The organism is Cupriavidus sp. SK-4 (genome assembly GCF_000611125.1).
Lineage (GTDB): Bacteria > Pseudomonadota > Gammaproteobacteria > Burkholderiales > Burkholderiaceae > Cupriavidus > Cupriavidus necator.
Genome location: NZ_JFJW01000049.1, coordinates 1 through 2,146 on the forward strand (window position 1 = coordinate 1; position 2,146 = coordinate 2,146).

General features: G+C 67.8%; 1 protein-coding gene and 1 pseudogene. Both read right to left on the reverse strand.

Features of this window, described 5'->3' with window-relative positions; all coding sequences use genetic code 11:
- A pseudogene (locus CF68_RS38200) lies at positions 1 to 126 on the reverse strand (H-NS histone family protein); the annotation flags it as partial.
- Positions 127 to 304: 178 nt separating this feature from the next.
- Complete coding sequence (locus CF68_RS38205) at positions 305 to 1,789, reverse strand: H-NS family nucleoid-associated regulatory protein (protein ID WP_235205716.1); 1,485 nt, start codon at positions 1,787 to 1,789, stop codon at positions 305 to 307.
- Positions 1,790 to 2,146 lie beyond the last annotated feature (357 nt).

Consider the following 2,146-nt stretch of genomic DNA (forward strand, 5'->3'; position numbering starts at 1 on the left):
CTCGGGTGGGGGCGGCGGCGGCGCGAGGCACCCCGCCGCGTCGAGCTCTTCGAGGGTGAGCCCGTAGTCGTCCATCTGCGCCTGGATCCAGCGGATCGCGTCCGCCCGCTCAGTTTTTGCTGTCATCGCTGCCGTCACTGCTGTCGTTGCCTTCGTCCTGGTTGTTAGGCAGCGCCGCCGCCCCCGGCTCGTTGCCCGGCTCTTCCCCTTGGGCTTCCTGCGCAGTGGCCGCCGAACTTCCGGCCTGCCGAGTTTGCTAGAAGTCAGAATGGGGGCGGACCGGCCGCGCCCGCCAACCTGTCGTTCAGGACAAGCGATCGATGAGGAAACGCTCGGGCTTCTTGCCCATCCACGCGGGAGCCCGACCGCGCCCCGACCAGGTCTGGCCCGTCTTCGGGTTGCGGTACCTCGGAGGCGGCGCGGCCTTCCTCTTGCTCGGCACAGCGCGGGCAGCGGGCTCAACACTGGGCTGGCCCGCAATGTCCTCCATGCTGAGGTCGTACTCCTGCATCCACTGCCGAATCTCCTCCACGACCTTTGGCACCGCGGCTCGCAACTGCTCAAGTTGCGCATTGACAGAGGCCAGTTGAGCGAGCAGTGAGGATTGGGACGGGCGTTGGGTGGCGGTAGGCGTTTTTTGCTCCTGTCGCGGCTTCCGGGTTCGCGTCTTCCGAGTCGGCGCTTCCGGGGCAGCCTCCACGCCAGGCAGTGTTCTCTGCTTCGGCCCGCGCTTCCGGGTTGGGGTCGCTTGAGTCGTGACTTCCGGAGCGGCAACTTCAGCCAGGATTTTCGGCTTGCGACCGCGCTTCGGGGCCCGCGTCTCTTCCCGCGCAGCTTCCGGAGTGGCAGTTTCGGCGAGCGCTTTCGGCTTCCGACCGCCCTTTTGGGCCCGCGTCTCTTCCGGCGCCGCTTCCGGAGCGGCAGTTTCGGTGAGCGCTTTCGGCTTCCGACCGCGCTGCGGGGCCTGCGTCTCTTCCGGCGCTGCTGCCGGAGTGGCAGTTGCGGTGAGCGCTTTCGGCTTCCGGCCGCGCTGCGAGGCCCGCGTCTCTTCCGGCGCAGCTTCCGGAGTGGCAGTTTGGGTGAGCGCTTTTGGCTTCCGACCGCGCTGCGGGGCCCGCGTCTCTTCCGGCGCTGCTTTTGGAGCGGCAGTTTCGTTGAGCGCTTTCGACCTTCGACCGCGCTTCGGGGCCCGCGTCCCTTCCGGCGCAGCTTCCGGAGTGGCAGTTTGGGTGAGCGCTTTTGGCTTCCGACCGCGCTGCGGGGCCCGCGTCTCTTCCGGCGCTGCTTTTGGAGCGGCAGTTTCGTTGAGCGCTTTCGACCTTCGACCGCGCTTCGGGGCCCGCGTCCCTTCCGGCGCAGCTTCCGGAACTGGGGCGTCAAGCGGTGCGACCGGGGCGGCCGTCTCGGTCAGTTCGTCCTGGGCGGCAGCTTCCGTCGGTTCGTCCGTGGCCAGGACTTCAACCGGAGCGTCGGCCACGGCTTCAGGGGGCGCTGCCGAGGGCATGGCTGCAATGGGCGCTTCCGGCACATCAGATTCCCTCAACGCTGCCGAGGCGGCGGCTTCCCGCGATGCTTCCGGTGCCACGACTCCCGTCGCAGCGCCCGGGGCGGTGTAAGGCCGCCGGCGCCGATAGGACACGGTCGCCGTCGGGCCGCTATCCCGGCTGGTCGACCAGAAGTCCATGCGTCGGGCCTGCGTGTCAACGCTGCCACGACCGACGCCTGCGTCACGGGCGTCACCCATGACGGGATCCGCGTCGCGCATCGCCTCAGCGATGGGAATCTCCATCTGACCCAATCCGTCCGTCGCCTTGCTCGCGACAAGGGGGCCAACCACTTGTTTTGGGGCCAATTTGTACTCCTTCATTGCAGTCACTGCAGGTGCAGACGCTGCCTTATCCCATGGACGGTGAGACCTTGTCTCTTGCGTGTCGTTCGCTTCTCGCCTACGCCCGTCTGCGCCTGGATCCAGCGGAATCGCGTCCGCCCGCTCAGTCTTTGCTGTCATCGCTGCCGTCACTGCTGTCGTTGCCTTCGTCCTGATGGTTGGGTAGCGCCGCGCCCGGCTCGTCGCCCTGTTCTTTGCCCCGCTCATCCTGCTGAGCTTGCCCCTGACCGTCGCCCTGCGCTTCCGGCGCGGTCGCCG